Source organism: Clostridium sp. CM027, assembly GCF_024730565.1.
GTDB lineage: Bacteria > Bacillota > Clostridia > Clostridiales > Clostridiaceae > Clostridium_AD > Clostridium_AD estertheticum_B.
This window is the reverse complement of sequence record NZ_CP077725.1, coordinates 2,159,192-2,176,380: the sequence shown is the minus strand read 5'-3', so window position 1 is coordinate 2,176,380 and position 17,189 is coordinate 2,159,192. Positions and strand designations below refer to the sequence as shown.

The window sequence follows — 17,189 nt, the reverse complement described above, 5'->3', positions numbered from 1 at the left end:
TAAAATTAGAGGAGGAATAATTATGAACAAGCTTGAAATAAAAAAATTAACAAAAACCTTTGGAAAAAAGAATGCAAATAATAATATAACACTTACTTTAGAAAATGGTGTATATGGACTACTCGGACCAAATGGAGCGGGTAAAACTACACTAATGAAACAAATAGTAACATTAACAAAACCTACTAGTGGAGAAATTATTTATAATGGGAAAAGTATTTACGATAAAGAGGATGAGTATAGAAATATTATTGGATATCTGCCACAAGAATTTGGTGCATATAAAAATTTTACAGCAAAGCAATTTTTGAAATACGTGGCTGCATTAAAAGGAATAGACAAAAATAGTGCATCTGAAAAAATTGATGAACTACTAAACCTTGTTGGCTTATATGAGGTTAGAAACAAGGCAGTTGGTAAATTTTCAGGTGGGATGAAACGAAGAGTTGGAATTGCACAAGTATTATTAAATGATCCTAAAGTAGTTGTATTAGATGAACCAACAGCAGGCCTGGATCCACAAGAAAGAGCAAGATTTAGAAATCTTATAGCTGAAATATCAAAGGACAAAATAATAATACTTTCAACTCATATTATTTCAGATATAGAAGCAGTAGCAAGAGAAACCATAATGATTAAAAACGGTAGCGTTATAATAAAAGGAAATCATAAAGATATATTATCGGGCATGACTGGAAAAGTATACAAGATTACAACGAATAAAGAAAATGAAATTATGGATATACAAAGAGATTATAAAGTGGTCAACATGCAAAGGGGGGCAGATTCTACGCAGCTAAGAGTAGTAAGCGATAAAATGCCTTTATATGTATCAGCGCAAAGCATAGAGCCAAGTTTCGAGGATGTGTATATGTTTTACTTTGATTTAGAAAATACTAGGGAGGTGTAACTTATGGGAATTCTTATCAAATCAGAAATAAGAAAAATGTTATTAAAACCTAGCATTATAATAACTTGGATTGTTTTGCTTTTATTTAGTAAAATTTTAATTAGGCCAGGTGAAAGCGTAGAGGTTTGGGCAGATGTATTTAGTAAAATTTCTGGGATTGTGCCATTAATAGGACTAATAACCTTTATGATAATTTCAGCTGTATATACCCTTGAATATAGTTCTAATATGAATGAACTTATAAATACAACCCAAAATGGAAAGAAAAAGGTTGTAATGGCAAAATCCATTGGGGCCGGAATAGCAACATCAATAGGTAATCTATCAATAGTACTTACAGTATGTATAGATGGATTAATAAAATCTAATTTTAAAGGGCTAGATTTACCATTAAAAAAACTTTGGTATTTTGGAAATAGTGGCTCAAACATAACTGTATTGCAAATGATGATTATACTTATAATAACAGTTATAATAGGTTCGTTCTTTTTCTCACAATTAGGATTATATTTATCAGCAATAAGTAAATCAGCTTCTATACCTTTTGTTTTTGGGGGATTGCTTATGGGGGTGCCATATATACTAAGTGGTTTATTATCGCAAGGGGTGTACGCAAAATATTTTGGGGTAACTCCACTTTGGGGAATGATGTCTATGGAATTAATAAGATATCAAGTTCCAATCTCATTAATTATGATTCAAATAGTAATAGTTATTGCAGGCTTTATACTTTTACCAAAGCTTACTTACAAATCATTTATAAAGGAATAAAAAATATGACAAGATAGTTTCTATGTTATTATATAAGTAACACAAAATTTCAGAAGACTAAACAATTATTAATTATTTAGTCTTCTGAAATATTTAATATGGAACATTTAGGTGGTAATTTAAGAGGTGGTAATTATGAACAATTCAATTAATAAAAGTAAAATATTAATAGTTGATGATGAAGAGGATATATTAAGACTTTTATCTACTGTGCTTAGAAAAGAAGGTTTTGAAAATATATACACTGCAGCAGCGGCAAAAGAAGCATTAGATGCAGTAATACGAATAAACCCAGATATTATTCTTTTGGATATAATGATGCCTGATAAAGATGGTTATGAAGTATGCAAAGAAATAAGAGGCACTTCTAGAACACCAATTTTGTTTATGTCGGCTAAAACAGAAGAGCTAGATAGGATTTTAGGATTTGCTTTAGGGGCTGATGACTATATTACAAAGCCATTTAGTCCAAAAGAGGTCGCATATAGGGTGAAGGCTCATCTAAGAAGAAATAATTACATTGGTGAAGAGCCTGCGCAGAAGTGCAAAATCATAGTTTTTGGACCCTTTGAATTAAATGAGGAAAAGATAGAGCTTAAAAAAAATGGGGAATTAATAGAGTTAAAACCAAAAGAATTTAAGATGGTAGCATACTTTGCAAAAAATCCGAACCAAATTCTTAGCAAGGAAAAAATTTGTAGTGGGGTTTGGGGAGAAGATTATATAGGGTTTGACAATACAATTATGGTTCACATAAGGAGACTCAGAGAAAAAATAGAGGATAATCCTTCAATGCCAAAATATATAGTTAATATTAAGGGTCTTGGGTACAAATTTGTTGTAAAGGATGAATAGATATGAAATGGAAATTAATGGCAAGATTCATGGGAACTGTGGTTTCTGTAGTTATTATTGTAATGATTATAAATATTATTGCAATCTTTTCTTTTATAATTTATAACAATGAGACAAAAAGCACTTTAATAAAGGGGAAATTAGAAAGTTTAGGGGTAGAGGATTACACTAGAAATTTTAGTGAATATATTGTAGGGAATAAAGAAACTGTATATATAGATAATGATGGAAAATCTAGCTTGGATAATAACAATATATGGATACAGATATTAGATGAGCAAAGTAGTGAAATATATAGTTATAAAAAGCCAAATAGTATAAAAAAAAGTTATACTCCTTTTGAATTGATTAATCAATACAAATATGCAGATGAAAAAACATTAGCAACTATTTTCATGGGTGAAAAACAAATAGAAGGAGGTAAATACAGTTATATAATAGGATTTCCGCGGGATAAGATTCAAAGACAAGTAATCACTATTAAGAATAATAATTTTGTAGCAATTATAGGTAAATATATTTACAGCATTTTAATATTAGATGCATTAATTGCATTATTTTTTGCATATTTATTCTCAAGAAAACTAACTAGACCTGTTAGTAACATAATAAATGGAGTTCTAATATTAGCGGATGGAAAATATGATTTAAAATTGCCTCAAAAGGGAATATACACTGGGGTCTATAGGAACTTAAACAATCTGTCATCAACTCTTAGAAGTAATGAAATAGAAAGAAAAAAACTTGATCAAATGAGAGAAGAATGGATTTCAAATATGTCACATGATATTAAGACGCCGCTAGTATCTATAAAAGGATATGCCGAAATTTTAAGTAGTGATGATTATGATTTATCAAAAGAAGAGATAAATCAGTATTCAAAAATAATAGAAAGTAAGTCTAATTATATAAAAGAGCTTGTAGATGATTTAAATTTAACAACAAGATTGAAAAATAAAGTATTGAAGTTAAACAAGAAAAAAGTAAATATGGTTAGCTTGGCACGAAATGCTGTAATTGATTTACTAAACGATCCTAAGAATGCTAATGTAGATATTGATTTTATTTGTGATAATGAAGTTATAGAAGCTTTTGTGGATGATATTCTGATAATGAGGACTATAAAAAACTTGGTATATAATGCAATAGTTCATAATAAAGAGGGCGTAAAAATAAAAGTATTGGTTGAGAAGAATGATAACATAAAAATTGTTATAAGTGATAACGGAAAAGGAATAAGGCCGGAAGAACTAAACCTTATATTTGAAAGATATTACAGAGGTGCAAATACCGGAAAAGGACATGAAGGTTCGGGACTTGGAATGGCTATTGCGAGGGACATAGTAAAAGCACATGATGGAGAAATTAGGGTGCTAAGTGAGCTCGGACGTGGTACAGAAATAGAAATCAATTTATAAATAAGTATTCGATTTAAAGATTTTTATGAATATAATAAGAATGGAGATGGATAATGAATTTTATAGGTAATATTATTTGGTTATTATTTGGTGGAATCATTTCAGCTATTGCATGGTTTTTATCAGGTCTAATTTTATGCGTTACAATTATTGGAATACCGTTTGGTATTCAATGTTTTAAGATTTCAATATTTGTATTGTGGCCTTTTGAAAAAGAAATAGAGCTTGGTAATTTTGGTGTTGGAGGATTGATTTTTAATGTTATCTGGATTATTTTTTTAGGATGGGAACTTGCCATAGCGCATCTCGTTACGGGTGTAATATTTTGTATAACAATTGTAGGAATACCATTCGGACTTCAGCATTTTAAATTTGCTCAACTTGGGCTCATACCTTTTGGAGCGAAAATACATTAGATATAAATTAGCTCAATATTATTTATAGAAAATAGGTAGGCACATAGTATTCTATGATGCTCTATCTATTTTTTAGTTGTATTTTATTTCACATCTACAGTGGCCTCAGGATACTTTGAGGAAGAACCCCTAAAGGTTACTACTCGTCAAATATTTTCAGCTTATTAGGAAAGAAAATCATCATTGTAGTTCCAGAAGGTTCAGAAAACTGAACGGTTATATCTAATCCTAATTTTTTGCATAATATTTTACATAGATAAAGTCCCATTCCCGTGGATTTCATATATGATCTACCATGATGTCCTGTAAATCCCCTATCAAAAACGCGAGGTATATCCTCAGGGGGAATGCCTATGCCGTTATCATGAACATTCAGAATGGTGCCTGATACTACTTGCCTCGTATAAAATGAAATTATTAGTTTATCACTTCGATACTTGATTGCATTATCAATGAGTTGTTTCAAAATAAATATAATCCATTTAGGGTCAGTTGTTACATCTAATTCCAAATCTTTCATTTGTATTTTGCCACTCATTCGTATGATACTCATTGAGCAGCTTTTTATTGTGCTATTGACTATGGATGAGAGACGAGTCGTCTCTATCTGATAATCTTCATAAAGCGTATTACTTCTGGCATAGTAAAGTGTTTGCTCAACATAACCTTCAATTCGATCAATTTCAGATTGTATTTGATGCGATATAGGTGATTTGTTATTTGCTATAATCAAATTGATTGCCGTAATAGGTGTTTTGATTTCATGCACCCATAATTCAATATAATCGTGATAGTTTCGCTGTGATATTTTAAAGCTTGCGATATTATCATTCATGACCTTTGTTGAGTCTTTCAAAATCTGATAAAAAACCTGACCACTAAAAAAATGCGGTGCTTCAACAATATCAGTGATATATGTCTTTTCATCAAGATTTTGAAAAATTAAAAGCAGTTCGCTGTAAAAATGCTTCATTCTGTAATAGTCAAAGCATAATCCAGAAATATAACAGAAAAGCAATATACCACAAATGAAAATAATAACAGAACTTTTAACATTAAACAGATATAGTATACCAGTGCTAATAACATAGGATAAAAGAACAAGAATAATTTGAATTGATTTTTCTTTAAGATAATTTATGACACTCATATCTGATACCCTTGACCGCGTTTTGTAATTAAATAATCGGTTAAGCCAAAAGACTTAAGTTTCCGTCTAAGCCTTGCAATGTTGACATTCAAGGTATTTTCATCAACATAATCCCCATTTTGCCATAGCTCATTCATAAGATCATCCCTTGAAATTATATTGCCCTTATTCAGTATGAGCAATCGAATTATACCTAACTCATTTTTTGATAAGTCTACTTCCCCGCCATCATAGATCATTTTGCTTTTTAAAACATCTACGGTTAGGTCTTTATGGCTAAGTAAGATACTCTCAGGATTATCGGTGGTTCTTTTTAACACAGACTGAATATGAGCTAGTAATATTTGAAGATTATAAGGTTTAGTGATGAAATCATCAGCTCCAATGTTTAAGCTTAGCAATTCGTCTATTGGTGTGTTTCTGCTGGTGACAACGATGATAGGAACAGGAGATTGTTTGCGTATTTCACGGCATACGTGGAACCCGTCCTGATAAGGTAAATTTAAATCCAAAAGTATTAAATTAGATTTTGAATGTAATACAATTTCAATAATATTTTCAAAATCATTGCTATCAAAACACTCATAACCATATTTAGAGAGGAAACTCTTTAGCTCCCTAGAAATTGTTGGATCATCCTCTATGATAAATATCTTCATTTTACAGTCTCCTCTTCGATATAAATATAATAAACGATACCATGATGTTATATTGAAGTACCTTGCACATACGACAATTATAATGAATTATATGGTATATTGTACATAATATTCGTTATAATGGCAAGGAATAGAATAGCCCAATCATCACTTACGGTGCTGGTTACAGCAACGCAGTTGATGATTGACAGCAATGCAATTGATGATTAACAGCAATGCAATTGATGATTAACCTTACAAAATGGTAATGCTACGGTAAGGTTAATCGATAGTTTGAAAAATAGAAAGATGATAAAGTAGTGTAAGAGAGAGAAAAGGAGCGATAACGATGAATATTAATACGATTTTAAAAGTTAAAGATATTGAAAAAGTATATGGAAATAAAGGGAAAGTTACACATGCCTTAAATGGCATTTCTTTTGAAGTTAATAAGGGTGAATTTTTGGGAATAATGGGTTCTAGTGGAAGCGGAAAAAGCACATTACTTAACTGTATTTCTACCATTGATACTATTACATCAGGACATGTATATGTAGACGAAGAAGATATCACTCTTTTAGGTGGAAGTAAGCTTTCCAAATTTCGTCGTGAAAAATTGGGATTTATATTTCAAGATTATAATTTATTGGACACATTGACAGCATACGAAAACATCTCATTAGCATTGTCTATTAATCATTGTCCTGTGAATAAAATTAAACAAGAAATAGATAATGTAGCTTTGGCTTTAAATATAGAGAAAGTACTTAATAAGTATCCTTATGAAATGTCTGGAGGACAGCAACAAAGAGTGGCAGCAGCTCGTGCTATGGTGGCTCATCCATCTTTACTTTTAGCAGATGAACCAACAGGAGCGCTTGACAGTAAATCTGCAAAAATGCTATTAAAAAGTTTGGAAGATTTAAATCGTAATCAAGAGGCCACAATCCTTATGGTAACTCATGATGCGTATAATGCAAGCTTTTGTAAAAGAATCATTTTTATTAAGGATGGAAAAATATTCAATGAGTTATATAAAGGCAGTCATGATCGAAAAACCTTCTTTAATAGCATCATGGAAGTTGTTTCTGTTTTAGGAGGTGAGAGTGATAATGTTTTTTAAACTTGTTTTTAAAAATGTACGTAGGAGTATTAAAGACTATGTGGTCTACTTTTTAACATTGGCACTGGCGGTTAGTTTGTTTTATGCGTTTAATTCAATAGCATCTCAGCCAGGATTAAGCAAATTATCTTCTGCAATGAAAATGATGACCGATACTATGAATCAATATATAGGAATTCTATCAAAATTTATTGCTGTGATTCTTGCTTTTGTTGTAGTATACGCAAATCAGTTTATTATGAAAAGAAGAAAAAAAGAAATGGGAATGTATATGACTCTCGGTATGGACAAGTGGAGCATTTCATCTATTTTTGTGGGGGAAATTGTTTTGGTTGGTATTTTTTCCTTAATAGTTGGATTAGGTATAGGTTTGCTTTTATCACAAGGGCTTTCACTAATAGCATTAAATTTATTTGCAACAGATGTATCTTCATTCCAGTTGGTTTTGTCTGTTAATGCTATAAAAGAAACAATTATTAATTTTGCTATCATTTTTGGGGTTGTTATGATAGTTAACACGCGTTCGATTTTTAAATTAAAGTTAATTGATTTATTAACGGCAGACAGAAAGAATCAAGAATTAAGAGTTCATAATAAATGGATTTCATTTTTATTATTTGCTACATCAGTATTTTGTATGATTTTAGGTATATACATACTATTTAGTACTGGACTTAGCAAAACAACTCTACCCAAAGTTATGGTGCTTATTGGGGTTGGTATTCTATTGTTTTATTATACTGCTTCTAGTGTAATGATCTTATTTGTTCAAAAAAATAAACGTATGTACTTTCATGGATTAAATACATTCTTATTCAGACAAATTGGTAGCAAGCTTCAGACAAATTATCTTGTCATCACAGTTATTAGTGGATTGCTTTTGTGCTCGCTTGTAGTCCTTAGCTCAGGGTTTAGTATTAGTGGTCAAATTAACAATCTGATGAAAAAATCTATTCCTTATGATGTTACCGTTCTGTTACCTATAAGCAAGGATAAAGTAACTCCACTAGAAAAATCCCAAAAAGATGGAGTCATTTTGCAAGAAAATTTGAAGGATTATTGTGAGAGTATTCTATATGTTACGGATTATACCTATGGAGATATATTTGAGGGGCAAGTCGTAAAATTATCCATTACGGATAAGGACATGCCAGAATCTAAAATTAACTTCATGTCAGAGACAGAGTTTAATAAACAGATGACTCTTCAAAATGAGAAACGGATTAGCTTATCTAAAAATCAATATCTTATAAATGCAACCTATAAGAACACAATACCTTATGTAGATCATTTTTTAAAGAATCATGGGAAGATTAAGGTTGCCGGTCAAGAATTAACACCACAAAGGGCAGAACCCCTTAACAAGACAATTATAGCATTTGCTCCTATAGGCGCAAATGATCCGGGAACAATTATTGTACCTGATGAAATTGTTTCAAAGTTAATACCAGAGACATATTTTTTAAACGGTCTTTATAAGGCGGACGCGAACAAAGAATTATTGAACGCACAGATGATTAAAGCATGGTCTGATTCAATAGTAGGTGGAAGCATTACCTATACCACAAAAGATGTTCTGCAGGACTTCTATTTTGGAACATTTGGGGTTGTCGCATTCATATGTAGTTATTTTGGTCTTGTGCTTATTATAATTTGTTTGGCAGTACTCGCACTGCAACAATTAACCGAAACGCAAGATAATAAAGAACGATATCACACATTAGCAAATATGGGGGCAGATGGAAAAATGATTCGTAGCACATTATTTCTACAGATTGGATTTTACTTTATTGTGCCACTCATTATGTCAATGGTATTATCTATGTTTATTACTAGATCCGTACTAAATGAAGTGGAGTCATTCTTTCAGATGTCTATTGGGCTAAATATGGGGGTAAGTTTTGCAATTATTATCGTTTTGTATATCATGTACTTCATTGCAACTTACGAAAGTGCAAAACAAATCATTGTTGAACAAAAGATAAAATAAAGAAATATAGTGAGGAGAGAAAAATATGGAGAATTTTTTATTAAATTTAGGAGTGTCTAAAGGAATTATTCAAACTATTCAATGGTGGTCGCCAGCCCTTGAAGGAATCGTAGTCATCATTGCTATAGTTATTGTTGTGGGGATTATTAAACATAAGAAAAACAAATAAATTTATTTATAGCTCTCATCTTAAGTTAAGGTAGGGGCTATTTGACGATTACGAATATGATAAAAGCGCCAAGGCAATTATTCATTTTCTAAAATGGAATAATTATTAAGTGTTACAAAAATGTAAGTTGAAAGAGCAAAATGTAAGCCGAAGCAATGGTGGTATATTTTGCTTTTTTGTATACTAAGAGTGTAAAACATATTCAAAATAATTAATATTAACGAGGGGTATCTATAATGACAGAATTATTGAAAGTAGAAAAAGAATTTTTGAACTCTTTATAAAATTCTTATATTATAAAACTATTAGTAAACGAAAGGAAGATGAATATGGATAATTATATTTTACAAACAAAAAATCTTTGCAAGACTTTTAAAAAACAACGCGCAGTAAACAAAATTTCGCTGTCTATTGAGAAAAATTCTGTCTATGGATTGCTGGGACCAAATGGTGCTGGAAAATCAACTCTATTAAAAATGATTACTGGAATGCTTCATCCAACATCAGGAGAAATTATTTTTGATGATCATCCTTGGAGCAGGAATGATCTTTCAAATATAGGGGTTTTGATTGAATCTCCACCTCTTTATGAAAATTTGACGGCGGTAGAAAACCTGAAAGTTCGAACCATTCTTTTAGGGCTTCCTGATTCTCGTATTAAGGAAGTATTGGAAACAGTTGATTTGACAAACACAAATAAAAAGCAGGCAGGACAATTTTCTATGGGGATGAAGCAAAGGCTTGGAATTGCAATTGCACTACTAAATAAACCCAAATTGTTAATTTTGGATGAGCCTACAAATGGCCTGGATCCTCTTGGAATACAAGATTTACGTGAGTTAATACGTTCTTTCCCAGCTCAAGGAATGACAGTCATCCTCTCCAGTCATATATTGTCTGAGGTTGAATTGATTGCAGACCACATTGGTATCATCAGCAATGGGGTACTCGGGTATAACGGCAAAATTAATCCTGGAGAAGATTTGGAAGTACTTTTCACAGAGGTTGTGAAAAAGAACAGGGAGATGGTTTCATAATGCTCGAATATTTACAGGCTGAAAATTTAAAATGTAAGAGAACATTTATAAAAAAAATAATTTTTCTTGCACCTATGGTTACCTTCCTCATTGCACTTTCATCTGTTATATGGTTTCAAGCCAATAGCTTTAATTCGTGGTACATGATGATACTACCAGGATATATTTCAATAATGGCAGTGATGACTAATGAAAGGGAAGAAAAAAAATTACGGTATAGAGCTGTATTTGGTCTTCCAATTTCACTAAAAAAAGTGTGGATTTCAAAAGTTTTGGTAAATGGGTTTTATATGCTTCTATCCTGCATGGTTCTGTCAGTAGGAATTATTTTAGGCGGCTACTATTTTCCCGTCACTGTACCGTTTTTTCGGGCACTTGTCGCAGCTGTTTTGATTGCAGTTACATCTTTGTGGCAAATTCCACTTTGTATGTTTTTAGCAAAGAAACTGGGAATGATAGGGGCTGTTTTGATTAACGTTTGCGGTAGTATTATGTTAAGTTCTTTGACTGCAATAACATCAACGTGGTGGATTTGTCCTTATAGCTGGACAGCTCGTATTATGTGTCCAGTTCTTGGATATCTTCCAAATGGACTTAAGGTAGAAACAGGATCTCCACTACTAAATCCAATCGCGATTCCAATTGGAATAATTTTGTCTCTTATTCTGTTTGCATTGCTATTGATTGTTACCGCTAATTGGTTTTCAAAACAGGAGGTTAATTAATATGGTTGCTTTACTTAGATGTATAAAATCGGATTTTTACAAATTAAGACATACTTCTATTTTGCGGATTCATTTATTTATTCCACTAGCAGGAGCGTTTATGTTTTTATTATATTACTACGGGACATCAAAGAACTCAATTATGGATATAGAAGGGTATCTAGATGCGCTGGCCATTGCGTTTCCTTTACTGATAGGATTAATCAGTGGGATAGTAATTGAGCAGGAAGAGCAAGCTGGAGGTTTTCAAGTAATGCTATGTACTTCAAAATCAAAATGTACTACGTATTTAAGCAAGTTAATTTTTTTGCTTTTATTAGGAAGTTTTTCTATTGCACTTGCTGTAGGAGTATTTGCACTTGGATTTCACGTATTGCCCTACTTATTTTATTTAAAAGCAGGTGCAGCATTAATTATAGGAAACATATTTCTTTATATATTGCATGTGTTCATTAGTCTTCAATTTGGAAAGGGAGCATCTACAGGGCTCGGAGTTTCCGGAAGTCTGATTTCTGCTCTTATGCTTACAGGTCTTGGTGATTATATATGGCACTTTGTTCCATGGGCATGGAGTGTGAGACTTTGCAATAGTATGGTTAACAAGTTGAACTATCCTGCTTTCAGTGCTGAAATAGCACTTGATATGCAAAAGGGATTATTTGTAATGCTATTTGCAATATGTATTGCCTTCGTTGCTAGTTTATTTTGGTTCAGAAAGTGGGAAGGAAGAAAGTCATATGAGTAAGGAGAAATTATTATGAAGATAAAAAAAATATTGATACCTTTGTTCACAGTTTTGTTTTGTACGCTAATAACAGGATGTTCTCCAAAAGATAAAATAATTAGCAAAGCCAGGAACCATGCAATTAAAGATAAAATTATTTGTAAAGTTAATGCTAAAAATGCTACTCAAATAAGTTACAAGGATACAACCTATCAAATTTCAAATCTTTCATTGGAGCGGTCTAAAATTGGGGGATGGAACGGAATTATTGACAAAGTGGCAGTTATTGATAAAAATAATTGTATACTTGAGCAAAAAAGAATTGATTCGTCTGCCCAATTAACAATAGAGGATGTAAAAAAGAATCTTCCTAAAGATGCAAAGTTTATTGTCTCTTTTCAAAATGTTTGTTCAATAAAAGAGGTGGATACTAAAGACGCCATTGCCGTCCAAGTTGATAACAATTTTTATAGAGCGATTCCGGTAGGAAGCGCGTCTACTGATAAAACAGTCATCAAATTATCTCCTGCGGGGCTACACAGCTTCTCAGAAGACGAATTGACAACTTCAGAATGAGAAGCGTTTTACTTTTTTATAAAAAGAAGCAGAAATGCTCATTTTTTAGCTCGTTTACGTTATACCGTAGACAAACGCCAACTAATTCTTTAACAATTTCAAAATATACTTAATATAACTATATTTTTCAAACAATTACATAAATAATATATACTTGTATATAAATTTGTATCATTGTATAATTAAAATTGACCTTTTTGGTAGTTTATAATAAAAATCTGAAAATATTATAGAGAGCAACTATAAAATATAAGGCAAAGGATGGAAAACATGACAAAAAAATTAAATCTAATTAAAAGACTAATCCTATTTTTTATAGGAATGAGTATAATACAGATCGGGGTAGCTTTGTTTTTAAAAACTAATATTGGTTCTGATCCGTTTACCTTATTCACTCAAGGATTAGCATTTTTATTAAAGAAGACACCTGGAAGTGCCAATATGATTATTTTATTTGTAGTGGTTTGTATAATACTTTTAGTTGAAAGAACGCGTATTAATATAGGAACAATTATATGCGTGGTGGGAGTAGGCCCCATTATGGATCTTGGAGTAAAGGCTGTTTCATTTTTTCCGATTGAATCTTTAAATATTGGTGTAAAAATACTTTTAGTTGTATTCGGCTGTGTTCTAATTGCAATTGGATTTTCTATACTTTCAGCAAGTAATCTAGGCGTTGCACCAAATGACATTATTCCATTTATAATAAAAGATAAAACTAATTTAGAATATCGTTGGGTTCGTATGAGCTTAGATGCTATCTTTTTAATAACAGGATTTACACTCGGTGGAGTATTTGGTATAGGTACAATAATATCTGCATTGTTAACAGGTCCATGCATACAATTTTGCCTTCCATATGGAGAAAAGTTAGTAAATGCGATTGTTAAAAATCAATCTGAACGTAAAGAGGGAAAAAATGTATATGTGGAAGCTTAAATTTAATTATATTAATGGATAGTAAAAGAAAAGTTTTCTATAATGATGGCAGGGTAAAATAATAATAAAAACAACCATCTGGAGCCCAGATGGTTGTTTTTATTGAAATAAAGATTTATAATCAGCATTAGAAATTCCAGTTTTAAAGGCATTCAGGTCCTGAAAAGAACTTACATCTACCCTGTGTAAGGAAAGTAGACCATCATTTTTAGAGGACCAACTAGACGACTTACCATCAATGGTGAAAGCCATTTTGTAACCAGCTTCGTTCACAGCCTCAATGGCACTTTTGTTGTACGCACCACCAGGGTAGGCAAAGAAGTTTATTTCTTTCTTTAATATTTTTTCTAGATCTTTTTTAGATTGAATTAATGTTGCTAGTTGCTTATCCTTAGAAAGTGATTTTAACTTATCATGATTTACGGTATGGCTTTCTATATCTACTCCGTATTTATCCATTTCTAAAAGCTGTTTGGATGTCATAAATTCATGATCTTTATCAATATGAGAAGTAATAACAAAAATTGCTGCTTTAAAATTATATTCTTTTAGAACAGGGAACATAGCAGTATAATTATTTTCATAGCCATCATCAAAAGTAAGGACTACAGATTTTTCAGGTAGAGGCTTCTGATTCATAAAGTACTTATATAAATCCGTAAGCGTTATAGTCTGGTAACCGTTATCTTCTAGGTATTTCATTTGCTCCTTAAACGTTTCAATAGGAAGAGAATTGGAATCACTTTTTCCAGAGGTAATTGAGTGGTACATTAGGACTGGAACACTCTTACCGTAAGGTTTATTAACTGTAGACTCTTTCTTTGTTATGGGTATAGGTTTTGAAATAGATTTTGAACATCCAAGGACAGAGGTTAAAAAAATTAATATAAATATGAAACACAAATTTTTTTTCATATCGACCTCCTAAACCGATTTATATTATAAATTATTATTTGTAATGTATAAAAAATTATACCTAAATTGTTTTAGGAGAGTATAGAGAGTGCTAGAAATAAAATACATAAGAATTTTTTGTATTAAGTTCTCTTTTTTTATAAGGTACATATAATAGTAACTGAATAGAAAAAGGAGTGATGTTAATGTCAAAGATTGAGAATAACTGTGGTTGTGAAAAAAAGCATGAGGATAACTGTTGTAAAAAAGAAAAGCAATTCCACGACCATGAATTCTTAGGAAGTACTAGATTAGCAGAATTAGATAGTGAGGATGCTCATAACCACAGATTTGCTGGAGTGTCAAGTCCTGCAATACCAGTTCAAGGTGGGCATGTGCATAAAGTTAAATCAAGAACAGATTTTTTTGACCACTTTCATGAATTTGAAGCAACTTCAGGTTTAGCAATACCTGTTGGCGGTGGTAGGCATGTTCATTTTGTAAAGGCTAGAACTAATGTCGTTGATGACCATTGCCATGAATTAATATTTGCTACACTTATAGAAGCTCCAATATTTGAAGAAGCTTAATAAAAGAACTGAGTTAAGTTAAGGAATTGCTGTAAAAGGCAGTGAATGCTAACATTGTTCCATATAACAAGGCTGCAATCCTTTAAAATAAGTTTAAAGGATTGCAGCCTTATTAATGCTTTGCTATGTTTTTTGAATATAACACGATATCAATTAGCAGAAGTTATAAATTTATAGAGAAAATACTTATAGTTGGGTATAATCTAAATAAAAACTATAATATTTAGTGGCTAAAAGGAGAGGTTTAATTGAATATACTAATTGCTGATGATGAGAAACAAATGGTAAAAATCCTTTCAGCTTATTTTCAAAAAGAAGGGTTTAATGCAATTACAGCAAAGGATGGAGAGGAAGCCTTAGATTTGTTTCATTTACATAAAATTGATTTAGCAATTTTGGATTGGATGATGCCAAAGGTTAGTGGAGTTGAGGCTTGTAAATATATTAAGGAAAATAGTAATACAAAGGTATTAATTTTAACTGCAAGAACACAAAATGAGGATGAAATTGAAGCATTAGATTGCGGAGCCGATGAATATATAAAAAAGCCTTTTGATCCTAGAATACTTTTAATAAGGGCGAAAAAGCTTATAAATTTTGATGATGAGATAAGTATTAATAATATAAAAATAAACACAGATGAGAAAAGGGTATATAATAATGGAGAAATATTAAAATTAACAAAAATAGAATATGATCTTTTGATTTCTTTTGTTAGAAATAGGGGGATTATTTTATCTAGAGATAAGCTAATAGATTTAGTTTGGGGAATGGATTATGATGGGGATCATAGAACGGTGGATACTCATATAAGAAGACTTCGAGCGAAAATAGGTGAGGATAGTATAAAAACCTATAGAAAAATTGGTTATAGTATGGAGGCGGATGAGAATCAAAATAAGTAAAAAGTTCACATTGTCTATAGCGTCAGTCACAATTTTTGTAACTATAATTTCTATGGTGATAAATGTATTTTTTATTGAAAGATTTTATATGTTTAAAAAGACGAGGACATTAGACCAGATTTCTGAGCAAATAAACAGAAAAAAAACAGATTATATTTTTAAAAATATAGATGAAATGGAAAAGAAAAATGATGTCACTATAGTTTATTCGGAGGCAAGTAGCGATATTAATAATATTAATGAGGATTTAATAACTAAATTTAGTTCGAATAAAATAAAGCTAAATAAATTTTGGCTCACGGAAGATACTCTAAGTAAGTTAAATAGTAAAAGTATAAACAAGATATATGACCAAGGAGTAACAAAATATAAGGTACTAACAAAGTTTATAAAGGTTGATAAATATATATTTGCTATAGCGATGCCACTACCATATATGGGAGAAACTATAGATATTATAAATAAATTTAATATATATTTAAATATATTTTCTTTGATTTTAATTATAATTTTAGTTGGCTTTTTTTCTAAAAAAATAATAAAACCATTAGAACTTATAAAAGAATTATCAAAGGATATTGCTAATTTAAACTTCAGAAAAGAGGAAATTAAAACAAATGATGAAATAGAAGAGCTTGCTATAAGTATAAATAGCATGAGTGAAAGCTTAGAGCAGGCACATAAAGAAATCAATTTTCAAAATGAAAAGTTAAAGACTTTAATTTCAGATATGGCTCATGAGGTTAAAACTCCATTAGCTTTAATAAAGGCGTATGGACAGGGAATTGAGGATGGTTTAGATGATGGGACATATATGGGAATAATTAATGAGCAAATAGACCATATGGATAGTTTAGTAGAAAATCTTTTGTTTTTGTCAAAGCTTGAAAAAAAAGAATTAAAAAAAGCTAACTTTAGTTTGAAGAGAAAGTTTAGTAGTGTTTTAAAAAAATATAAACTACTTATAGATGAGGCTAACATAAATTTTATATCAAATATAAATAAAGACGAGGAATATATTGTTTATGGAGATGAGGAAGGCATTGATATTGTATTAAATAATTTAATTACAAATGCTATAAAGTATACTAATAATAATGAGGTAGAAGTAGAAATAGTCAAAGAAGATAATAAAACAATGTTTTCTATAAAAAATGGATTAGAAGAAAGTAGTAAAGAAGATTTAGAAAATATATGGACACCATTTTATGTGCTTGAAAAATCAAGAAGTAAGGAACTTTCTGGTACGGGATTAGGGTTATCTATAGTGAAAAAAATATTAGAAAAACATAATCTTGACTTTGGATTTAATGTGAAACAGAATAAGATTGAATTTTGCATAATATTTTAAATAAAGTT

Annotated in this window: 19 protein-coding genes; 16 read left to right on the top strand and 3 right to left on the bottom strand. The window is 30.9% G+C overall.

From position 1 onward, the window contains the following. Window positions 1-22: 22 nt before the first annotated feature. The 5 genes from KTC92_RS10350 to KTC92_RS10330 all read left to right on the top strand — a co-directional run bounded on the left by KTC92_RS10350 (window position 23) and on the right by KTC92_RS10330 (window position 4,370). Window positions 23-910 carry an ABC transporter ATP-binding protein gene (locus tag KTC92_RS10350; protein ID WP_220286978.1) on the top strand — a complete coding sequence of 296 codons (888 nt, stop codon included), beginning with the start codon at window positions 23-25 and terminating at the stop codon, window positions 908-910. Between the two features lie 3 nt (window positions 911-913). Beyond that, window positions 914-1,681, top strand: a complete 768-nt coding sequence (locus KTC92_RS10345) for a hypothetical protein (protein WP_220286979.1) — start codon at window positions 914-916, stop codon at window positions 1,679-1,681. Between the two features lie 135 nt (window positions 1,682-1,816). After that, window positions 1,817-2,536 carry a response regulator transcription factor gene (locus tag KTC92_RS10340; RefSeq protein ID WP_220286980.1) on the top strand — a complete coding sequence of 240 codons (720 nt, stop codon included), beginning with the start codon at window positions 1,817-1,819 and terminating at the stop codon, window positions 2,534-2,536. 2 nt (window positions 2,537-2,538) lie between these two features. Next, window positions 2,539-3,954, top strand: a complete 1,416-nt coding sequence (locus tag KTC92_RS10335; protein ID WP_220286981.1) for a sensor histidine kinase KdpD — start codon at window positions 2,539-2,541, stop codon at window positions 3,952-3,954. Between the two features lie 53 nt (window positions 3,955-4,007). Further along, on the top strand, window positions 4,008-4,370 hold the full coding sequence (locus KTC92_RS10330) for a YccF domain-containing protein (protein ID WP_216302250.1): 363 nt from the start codon (window positions 4,008-4,010) through the stop codon (window positions 4,368-4,370). A 139-nt stretch (window positions 4,371-4,509) separates the two neighbouring features. On the opposite strand, the gene KTC92_RS10325 is transcribed toward KTC92_RS10330, so the two are convergent. Both KTC92_RS10325 and KTC92_RS10320 read right to left on the bottom strand, forming a co-directional pair. Continuing rightward, window positions 4,510-5,520, bottom strand: coding sequence for a HAMP domain-containing sensor histidine kinase (locus KTC92_RS10325; RefSeq protein WP_220286982.1), 1,011 nt, complete (start codon window positions 5,518-5,520; stop codon window positions 4,510-4,512). Then, the gene (locus tag KTC92_RS10320; protein WP_220286983.1) at window positions 5,517-6,179 is read right to left on the bottom strand and encodes a response regulator transcription factor; all 663 of its coding nucleotides are present in this window, start codon (window positions 6,177-6,179) and stop codon (window positions 5,517-5,519) included. Before KTC92_RS10320 ends, KTC92_RS10325 begins: the two co-directional genes overlap by 4 nt. Window positions 6,180-6,507: 328 nt before the next feature. On the opposite strand from KTC92_RS10320, the gene KTC92_RS10315 reads away from it, so the two are divergent. The 8 genes from KTC92_RS10315 (at window position 6,508) to KTC92_RS10280 (ending at window position 13,441) form a co-directional block, all read left to right on the top strand. Next, entirely contained in the window at window positions 6,508-7,281 is a 774-nt protein-coding gene (locus tag KTC92_RS10315; protein WP_216302247.1) for an ABC transporter ATP-binding protein, read from the top strand. Further along, window positions 7,271-9,271 carry an FtsX-like permease family protein gene (locus tag KTC92_RS10310; protein ID WP_216302246.1) on the top strand — a complete coding sequence of 667 codons (2,001 nt, stop codon included), beginning with the start codon at window positions 7,271-7,273 and terminating at the stop codon, window positions 9,269-9,271. The genes KTC92_RS10315 and KTC92_RS10310 overlap by 11 nt, the downstream gene beginning before the upstream one ends. A gap of 25 nt (window positions 9,272-9,296) precedes the next feature. Next, window positions 9,297-9,440, top strand: coding sequence for a hypothetical protein (locus tag KTC92_RS10305; protein WP_216302245.1), 144 nt, complete (start codon window positions 9,297-9,299; stop codon window positions 9,438-9,440). A gap of 329 nt (window positions 9,441-9,769) precedes the next feature. Then, window positions 9,770-10,477, top strand: coding sequence for a lantibiotic protection ABC transporter ATP-binding protein (locus tag KTC92_RS10300; RefSeq protein ID WP_216302244.1), 708 nt, complete (start codon window positions 9,770-9,772; stop codon window positions 10,475-10,477). Continuing rightward, window positions 10,477-11,202, top strand: coding sequence for a lantibiotic immunity ABC transporter MutE/EpiE family permease subunit (locus tag KTC92_RS10295; RefSeq protein ID WP_220286984.1), 726 nt, complete (start codon window positions 10,477-10,479; stop codon window positions 11,200-11,202). Before KTC92_RS10300 ends, KTC92_RS10295 begins: the two co-directional genes overlap by 1 nt. A gap of 1 nt (window position 11,203) precedes the next feature. Continuing rightward, window positions 11,204-11,947, top strand: coding sequence for a lantibiotic immunity ABC transporter MutG family permease subunit (locus KTC92_RS10290; protein WP_220286985.1), 744 nt, complete (start codon window positions 11,204-11,206; stop codon window positions 11,945-11,947). A gap of 12 nt (window positions 11,948-11,959) precedes the next feature. Beyond that, the gene (locus tag KTC92_RS10285) at window positions 11,960-12,502 is read left to right on the top strand and encodes a NisI/SpaI family lantibiotic immunity lipoprotein (protein WP_220286986.1); all 543 of its coding nucleotides are present in this window, start codon (window positions 11,960-11,962) and stop codon (window positions 12,500-12,502) included. 270 nt (window positions 12,503-12,772) lie between these two features. Then, window positions 12,773-13,441 carry a YitT family protein gene (locus KTC92_RS10280; protein ID WP_220286987.1) on the top strand — a complete coding sequence of 223 codons (669 nt, stop codon included), beginning with the start codon at window positions 12,773-12,775 and terminating at the stop codon, window positions 13,439-13,441. A 99-nt stretch (window positions 13,442-13,540) separates the two neighbouring features. On the opposite strand, the gene KTC92_RS10275 is transcribed toward KTC92_RS10280, so the two are convergent. Beyond that, window positions 13,541-14,356: a polysaccharide deacetylase family protein gene (locus tag KTC92_RS10275; protein WP_220286988.1), complete on the bottom strand. Its 816-nt coding sequence runs from the start codon at window positions 14,354-14,356 to the stop codon at window positions 13,541-13,543. Window positions 14,357-14,541: 185 nt separating this feature from the next. Here KTC92_RS10275 and KTC92_RS10270 point away from each other — a divergent pair, with 185 nt between their 5' ends. The 3 genes from KTC92_RS10270 (at window position 14,542) to KTC92_RS10260 (ending at window position 17,181) form a co-directional block, all read left to right on the top strand. Further along, the gene (locus KTC92_RS10270; RefSeq protein WP_216302238.1) at window positions 14,542-14,925 is read left to right on the top strand and encodes a YmaF family protein; all 384 of its coding nucleotides are present in this window, start codon (window positions 14,542-14,544) and stop codon (window positions 14,923-14,925) included. Window positions 14,926-15,173: 248 nt separating this feature from the next. Further along, window positions 15,174-15,830, top strand: a complete 657-nt coding sequence (locus KTC92_RS10265; RefSeq protein ID WP_220286989.1) for a response regulator transcription factor — start codon at window positions 15,174-15,176, stop codon at window positions 15,828-15,830. Continuing rightward, window positions 15,811-17,181: a HAMP domain-containing sensor histidine kinase gene (locus KTC92_RS10260; protein ID WP_220286990.1), complete on the top strand. Its 1,371-nt coding sequence runs from the start codon at window positions 15,811-15,813 to the stop codon at window positions 17,179-17,181. The genes KTC92_RS10265 and KTC92_RS10260 overlap by 20 nt, the downstream gene beginning before the upstream one ends. The last annotated feature ends 8 nt before the right edge of the window (window positions 17,182-17,189 follow it).